8 protein-coding genes are annotated in these 7,267 nt (G+C 43.6%); 5 read left to right on the plus strand and 3 right to left on the minus strand.

What is annotated here, in order from left to right:
• Positions 1–157 precede the first annotated feature (157 nt).
• Complete coding sequence (sleB, locus tag DWW81_RS12735) at positions 158–829, plus strand: spore cortex-lytic enzyme (protein WP_117898155.1); 672 nt, start codon at positions 158–160, stop codon at positions 827–829.
• A gap of 38 nt (positions 830–867) precedes the next feature.
• On the opposite strand, the gene DWW81_RS12740 is transcribed toward sleB, so the two are convergent.
• The 3 genes from DWW81_RS12740 to DWW81_RS13730 all read right to left on the minus strand — a co-directional run bounded on the left by DWW81_RS12740 (position 868) and on the right by DWW81_RS13730 (position 3,085).
• A complete protein-coding gene (locus DWW81_RS12740) occupies positions 868–2,217 on the minus strand; it encodes a PASTA domain-containing protein (protein WP_117898151.1) in 1,350 nt (449 codons plus the stop codon).
• Positions 2,168–2,734: a sigma-70 family RNA polymerase sigma factor gene (locus tag DWW81_RS12745; RefSeq protein WP_117898152.1), complete on the minus strand. Its 567-nt coding sequence runs from the start codon at positions 2,732–2,734 to the stop codon at positions 2,168–2,170. The genes DWW81_RS12740 and DWW81_RS12745 overlap by 50 nt, the downstream gene beginning before the upstream one ends.
• A 228-nt stretch (positions 2,735–2,962) precedes the next feature.
• Positions 2,963–3,085 (minus strand): hypothetical protein, encoded by a 123-nt coding sequence (locus tag DWW81_RS13730; protein ID WP_022287987.1) that lies wholly within the window; start codon positions 3,083–3,085, stop codon positions 2,963–2,965.
• Positions 3,086–3,278: 193 nt separating this feature from the next.
• On the opposite strand from DWW81_RS13730, the gene DWW81_RS12750 reads away from it, so the two are divergent.
• From DWW81_RS12750 to DWW81_RS13330, 4 genes are all read left to right on the plus strand, one after another.
• Positions 3,279–5,177, plus strand: a complete 1,899-nt coding sequence (locus tag DWW81_RS12750) for a polysaccharide biosynthesis C-terminal domain-containing protein (RefSeq protein WP_117898153.1) — start codon at positions 3,279–3,281, stop codon at positions 5,175–5,177.
• Positions 5,178–5,238: 61 nt separating this feature from the next.
• On the plus strand, positions 5,239–5,490 hold the full coding sequence (locus tag DWW81_RS12755; RefSeq protein WP_022287989.1) for a YdbC family protein: 252 nt from the start codon (positions 5,239–5,241) through the stop codon (positions 5,488–5,490).
• A gap of 237 nt (positions 5,491–5,727) precedes the next feature.
• Positions 5,728–6,972, plus strand: a complete 1,245-nt coding sequence (locus tag DWW81_RS12760) for an ROK family transcriptional regulator (RefSeq protein ID WP_117898154.1) — start codon at positions 5,728–5,730, stop codon at positions 6,970–6,972.
• A 113-nt stretch (positions 6,973–7,085) separates the two neighbouring features.
• On the plus strand, positions 7,086–7,244 hold the full coding sequence (locus DWW81_RS13330; RefSeq protein ID WP_181982752.1) for a hypothetical protein: 159 nt from the start codon (positions 7,086–7,088) through the stop codon (positions 7,242–7,244).
• Positions 7,245–7,267 lie beyond the last annotated feature (23 nt).

Genomic DNA, 7,267 nt, shown 5'->3' on the forward strand with positions numbered 1-7,267 from the left:
ATGCAACAATTGCAGAAATGTTGCCAAATTAAAATATAAATCATTTGTTTGCATAAATTTGTACTGCTGAATTTGTGCATATTGACATTGCGTGAATAAATCTGTAAATGCTGTAAAAAATAAATGCAGATTTTCAGGAGGTGATCTTATGAGAACAATGAGAAATCTGCTTGTGAAAAAAGCTGTGGTGACGGTGCTGGCGGTGGGAGTTTCGCTGGCGGCGGTGAATGCCTTTTGGGGCGGTTCGGACAGTGCGCTCTCTCAGCTTGGGTCTAGCGGCAGTGAGGTCAGGGCTATTCAGGAACGCCTTAAAGAACGTGGTTTGTTCAACGATTCTGTGACGGGATACTACGGTGAGAAGACCAAAGCCGCTGTGATAAAATTTCAGAAACAGCAGGGGATAAGTCAGACGGGGACGGCAGGTCCGCAGACGCTTCGGGCGCTGGGGATTTCTATTGGCTCTGTGCCGTCGGCTACGGAGCAGAATATCAATCTTTTGGCGAGGATAATCTCTGCCGAGGCCAGGGGCGAGCCTTATGTGGGGCAGGTGGCTGTGGGTGCGGTGATACTCAACCGCATTGAACACCCCTCTTTCCCTGACACGCTTTCGGGGGTAATTTACCAAAACGGCGCTTTTACGGCGGTGGTGGACGGACAGTTCAACGAGCCTGTTGCCGCTTCAGCTTACAATGCTGCCCGTGACGCTTTAAACGGCTGGGACCCCACAAATGGCTGTGTTTACTACTACAATCCTGCTAAGACTTCAAACGCTTATATGCACGCTAAGCCTACGGTGACGGTTATTGGAAGCCATAGGTTTTGTATGTGAAAAAAAAGCCGCCCTGCGCAGTGCAGAGCGGTTTTGTGCTATTTATGTACGAAAAAGTAATCGCTGCCGTTTAGGGATATTGGTATGGAATAGAGGATATCGTCGGAAAAATAGCTGGTGATGTAGCCTGCTATATCGGCGAGCTTTTCGGTGTCGGAAATGTCTATGGCATAGGCGTCTACATACGAGGTCTTGCCTGTTATGGCTATTCTTACATCATTTATATGGAAAACGTCTTTTACTTCTTCGAGGTATTCATTAGGTCTTTTGTAGCCTAACAAGGTTTCTGCTTTGCCCATGAGTTTAAATCTGACAAGGGATACATCTACATTGCATTTTTCAAGAAGATCTTTAAGTTCTTCTATATTGTGTTCGTAGATAACGCCTATTTCGCTTATGCCTTCCTCTGCTTCTGACCAATAGGTAAATTCAGGCTGATAACCCATATTGGAAAGTTCGCACAAAAGATTTGATACTTTATACGGATTTGTTATAGGCGTATCGCTGATGGGGAGATCGCCTGTCGGCTCTGGGTAGGCGGTGTGGACGTCAACAAGATCGATATTTATGCCGTATGCTTGGAGGTAGGCTTTTGTGCAGGTGACGTCATTTTCGGTGTTCACTGTTACATCAAGGTAGGTTTCATGGTTTTCGGCGGAGATTATGCCGAAGTCTGAGGTTCTTGAATTTAGTGCGGAAAGTATTATGTCAAGATCGTCTGTGTTTTCAAGGTCGGTGAGGCGTTCGGTAAAGGTCGGTATCTCTATATCTGCCGCTTCATATGTGCCAAGCTCGTCTTCGGTGAGCTGTTTATCGGTCTGTTCGTCAGAGTCGGTCTGTGAACTGTCATTGTGGATATAAGTTCTTTGCTCAGGAACTGGACCTTTGCTCACAAACAGGTTGACTTCTTGCCCTGCTTGTATTTCTTCCCCTGCGGCAGGCTCGGTATTCATGACAGTTTCGGCGGCGACAGTATCGCTATATCTATCACGTCTTACGGGCGTGCCGCCTGCCTGTGCGATAAGCTTTTCGGCTTCGGCATAGGTCTTGTTGATAACTTTCGGCACTGTGATATGCTGTGGGGTCTGGGGCGGCTGTGTTGTGGTATCGGTGGAGGCTGTTGAGGGGGCAGGGGTGGTGGTATCGATATCGGGCTTTAAAAGTCCGCTGAATGCGAATGCTCCCACTGCTATGGCGGCGCAGGCTGCTGCTGCGGCTATGCCGATGGATTTTCTTCTAAGCTTTATAGGCTGGGGATTTGTTTCTGTGTGTGCGCTGTCGGCTGAGTTGGTGATAAAGGCTTTATTGTCTATTTTTTGCAGGATAGCGTCAAGATTTTCAGACTTGCTTTCGCTGTGGGACTTTTTCATTATATCTGTCATTTTCATTGCTTTGTTCCTCCTTTTCACAGTATGTTTTTTTCAGCTTGTCAAGGGTGCGGTATAGTCTTGATTTTACGGTGGACTGGGACAAGCCCAGGCATGATGCGGTTTTCTTGATAGTATAGCCGTACTGATAATGCAGTACGAAAATGCGGTAGGTGGTATCGTCGGAGCTTTTGAGATAGCTCATCACCTGCTCATAGTCGAAAAAGTCGGCGTTTTCAAGGGTAGCAAGGGCTTTTTCATCGTGGATATTCAGGTCGGTGATATCCTCAAATGTAGCTTTAGGCTGTTGTCTGTAATGGTCTGCAACATAATGCTTGGCTATACGCAGGACGTAATGCCTGACGTTTTTTATTTTCCCCTGGGTGGTGATAAGGGAGCGGTAATAATCAAGATACACGCTTTGGAGTGCGTCTTCTATAAGATCTCTGGTGGGGAGCTTTGAGGTGAGATAGCGGTTTATATAATCGTATGTATCATTATAAGCCTGCACGAATGTATCTTTTAGTTCTGTTCCCATGGTTTTTCCTCCTTTCTTTTTTGCTCTGTGAGCTTTCACCCTAATAGTCGGGAATTTTGCTGAAAAAGTTTCACTTGCGGTGAAAAAACTGCGTAAAGAAAAAGGACGGCAGAAGCCGTCCTGAGAGTGCGTGCTGGGAATAGCCCCGACTAAGCGGGACGTCGCATTTCTGTGAAACGGAAATTGAGCCGTTCCCCTACAATAAACGTTTTTGTACTATGCTAAATTTTAGTCTACAGAATAATATTTCTGAAGTCTTGTTTTGAATATCTCACAGATGATATTTGCTGCTACTCCTGCTGTGAATACAGATACGAAAAGTATCAGAAATACTTTTGTTGCTTTGCTCATGCTATCTTCCTCCTGTAATTCTGTGACGCTGTTTTTACAGCCCTTTTCTTTAGGTCTATTATACTATAATCTTGCTCTGATTGCAAGCGGTTTGTGAAAAAATACGGCTTTTTATAAAAATATTTGCAAAAATCAAAGCATTGTGTTATAATATCTCTATGTGTTATATTTTTATGTAATGAGGAAATTTTAAATGGCAGAAACAGGCAAACAAAGCAGCTATAAAAAGCTGTTTTCAAATACTCTGGTGTTCGCTATAGGCTCGTTCAGCTCAAAAGTCCTTGTGCTGTTGCTTGTGCCTATTTACACCAACTATCTTACTACGGCTGAGTTGGGCGTTACGGACGTTCTCACTCAGATAGCTAACTGGATAATACCTCTTGTGACCATGACTATCACGGAGGCTATAATCAGATTTGGTCTTGACAAGGCTTATGACAAGGTAAAGGTCTTTACCCTTGGCAATCTCATATGCTTCTTCGGTCTGGCGGTGTTCGGTATTTTGCTGCCTATTGTGTCGGTGACGGGCATTGCTGACAAGTATATTGGCGGATACAGCTTGATACTATATATATATGTATTCACATCAAGCATGAAGTCGCTGTATTCAACTTTCGTGCGTGCAATGGAGCAGGTGAAGCTGTTTGCTTTTAACGGCATACTGACCACGTTCTTTACGCTGTTTTGGACGGCTTTGTTTTATATGGTGCTCCCTGAGGGATTTCTCGGTCACGGCACGGGCATTGAAAAGTATTTGCTCGCTACCATTCTTTCCGACCTTATATCGGTGGTATTTCTCACGTTCAAGTCAAAGCTTTGGAGATATATAAACTTCAAGGATATCGACAGAGAGCTTTTGCAGGTAATGCTACAGTATTCTGTGCCTCTTATCCCTGCTCAGCTTTTGTGGCTCATAACAAACAGCTCGGATTCATTTATGACTACCCACTATCTTGGCTCGGACTACAACGGTGTGCTGTCGGCGGCTTACAAGATACCTAACCTTGTGTCAACGGTATATCTTATGTTCGGTCAGGCTTGGAATATGTCGGCTATCACTGAGGACGATTCTGATGACAGAGATTCGTTCTATGAGAATGTTTTTGACTTCAATCAGAGCCTTTTGTATATTTTTGTGGCAGGCTGTTTGCTTATTGTTCAGCCTGTGACTAACTTCTGGATAGGCGCAGATTTCCGTGACTGCGTAAAATACTCGCCTATCATCATATATGCGACCATTTATTCATGCTTCACCACTTTTATGGGGTCTATTTATCTTGCTTCAAAGCAGACAAAGAGGTCACTTTTTACGAGCCTTGTTTCAGGTGTGATAAACGTGGGGCTGAACGTTATCCTCATACCCAGGATAGGACTTTATGGTCCGCCTATATCCACGGTTGCGGCTTATATGACGGTTTTCATCATAAGAGCCATAGACTCGAGAAAGCTCGTGCCGTTCAGGATAGATATGAAAAAGATGATAGTGAACAACATCGTTATCCTTGTGATGATGTTCATTTGTCTTTTTGAAACTGACCTTATGCACCACCTGCTTTTGTATGCTATCGTGACACTGCTTTTCTTTGCGGTCTTTATACTCAACCGAAAGGCTGTGGAGGGCATATTCTACAAGGTGCTTCCTGCAAGGATAGCTTCACATTTTGTGAGCCTTAGCACTGCAAAGCTTTGCGCAGTTATAGGCGGCTTGGCTGTGTTTGTACTCATAGACTTGCTCACAAGGGGCATTATTGTGTATGCTTTGCTTCTGGCAGGCTTTGCCTTTGCAATATACAAAAACAAGAGCAGGCTTATGTATATCTTTATGGTGCTTATGCCGCTGAGTCTGGTTTTCAGGCACGGCATGGTATGGGCAGCGGTGGCATTTCTGATACTGGCGGTGGCTGTTATTATCAAAAACCGCAGGCCAGCAGATGTTTTCATTGGCATTGCGGCACTTGATATACTGCTTGGTGCGGCGGCAGGACTTTGGTTCGGCGTGCTTGCGGCGGCGGTGCAGACACTTGTATGCGGCTTTATATTCCGCAGACAGATATGGGATAAGCTTATTGAATGGGCATATAAAAAGCGGTAGAGATACTGCGTTTTATAGATAAAGGGGCTATGCTCCTATTACACCAATGGAGGTTTTTATCATGGCAGAATTGAAATTTGAGATCACAGAGCGTATAGGCGTACTTTCTGAAAACGCTAAGGGCTGGACAAAGGAGCTTAACAAGGTTTCCTGGAACGAGAGAGAGCCTAAATATGACCTGAGAGAATGGAATCCAGACCACAGCAGAATGGGCAAGGGTATCACTCTTACTGACGAAGAAGTGGAAACTCTCAAGGCTATTCTCAACGGTGAGGAGATAGAGGACGATATCAACGAGGCTGACATTCTTTAAAAAATTGTAAATGTTCGGTAAACAGTTAAATGATAATCAATTGTTAATCATGAGTTTAAAAATGTTTGCTATAATTTCCGAGAAGAACAATTAAACGGCGGAGTTGTGCGTTATTTCATGCATGGCTGCCGCCGGAAGCTTGCACATAAAAGGCGTTTCGTATCAGTACTTAAAGGACACGGAACGCTTTGAACGTACAGGGCAGGTAATAATATATTCGGAGGGAATTATAGTTATATGGAACAGCATGGCATTAGCAAGCTTGATCTCAAGAGGCGCAACCGTATGCAGGTCCTCAAGATACTCAAGCAGAGAGGCCCTACTTCCCGTATCGACATTGCGGGAACTTTAGAGCTTACAAGAGCCGCTGTCACGATCATAACAAATGAAATGATCGAGCAGGGGATAATACAGGAAATAGGCGAATACAAACACGTTACAGAAAAAGCTCCGAGAGGCAGAAAAAAGATACTTATCGACATAAATCACCACTACAAGTTCGTTATAGGCGTAACGGTAGAGGAGGATATCGTAAGCGTTGGTCTGTCAACTCTGGCAGGTGCAGTTCTCGATAAGAGAAACCTGGCTATCAACGAAAAGACGGACTACAGCACTATTTTTGATTTCACTGAGAAGTCTATAAACGAGGTACTGGGCGACAACTGCCTTGACAAGAACTCAATTCTCGGCATCGGTTTCGGTATATTCCCGACTATGTATTCAAGACTTGGTATCAGTGTTGAAGATGGCGAGCCTGACTATTCTAAGCTAAAGGCTGCAATAAGAGAGAAAACTGAGCTTCCGCTGGTTTTTGACAACTCTGTAAAGGGTACGGCTATGGCAAATATCGACTTCCTTAAAACAAAGGATATAAACAGACACAACATAGCCTTTTTGCAGTATGGCAACACTATGCACTTTGTTGTGACGAATCTTAACGATCCGATCGTTTCATATGATAACAGAACTAACTTCGTGGATAAGATGATAATCAACCCTTATTCTGACAGGACTTGTCCTTGCGGAAGAAGAGGCTGTGTTGAGAGTGAACTCACTCCATCGGCTACTATGTCAAAGCTTAGGGAAGTATTTTCAGCTGAAAAGACGCCTTTTCTCTATGAGGCGGCAAGGGGAAGCTTTGAGAATGTCAATCAGGATATGATAACGATGGCATACGAGAAAGACGACAAGGCTGTAAAAGAGATACTTAACGGTGAGCTTACGCTGTTAGCGGTGCTTCTTAACAACTTGTATTTTTCTACCAACCCACAGAAGATAGTGCTTCATCAGTTCAAATTCCAGAATGAAAAGGCGTTCCAGAAATTAAAGGACGCTGTGACAGAGATAGGCGGAGCGCTTGTTTCAAGCAAGATCGAGCTTTCTATCATTGAGGACAAACACAGATTCCTGTCAGGCTGTGCGCTTGCAATAAGAGAATTGTTCTTTAACAGGGGCGGATTTGATACATCTTCTAATAATTAAGAGCATAAGAGCAGGGCATTGCCCTGCTTTTTCTTTTATATATAGTTTAAACTGAACAACATAGTGAAAAATATCTAAATTATCGGGTAGAAAATGTATAAAAGAGAGAAACGATGAAAAAGCTATTGACAAATGTCGCTGTAGATGATAAAATATATAAGTCGCTTGATGAGAGCGATGAATGTGAAGAAAGTGATGACGATGAACGCTTTTTGAAAGAGTTCAAACGAATTCACAAAGAATTCACAAAGAAAAGTCTTGACAAAGCTTAGCTAATATGATATAATAGATAAGC

The organism is Ruminococcus sp. AF17-1AC, assembly GCF_003461385.1.
GTDB classification, from domain to species: Bacteria; Bacillota; Clostridia; order Oscillospirales; family Ruminococcaceae; genus Hominimerdicola; species Hominimerdicola aceti.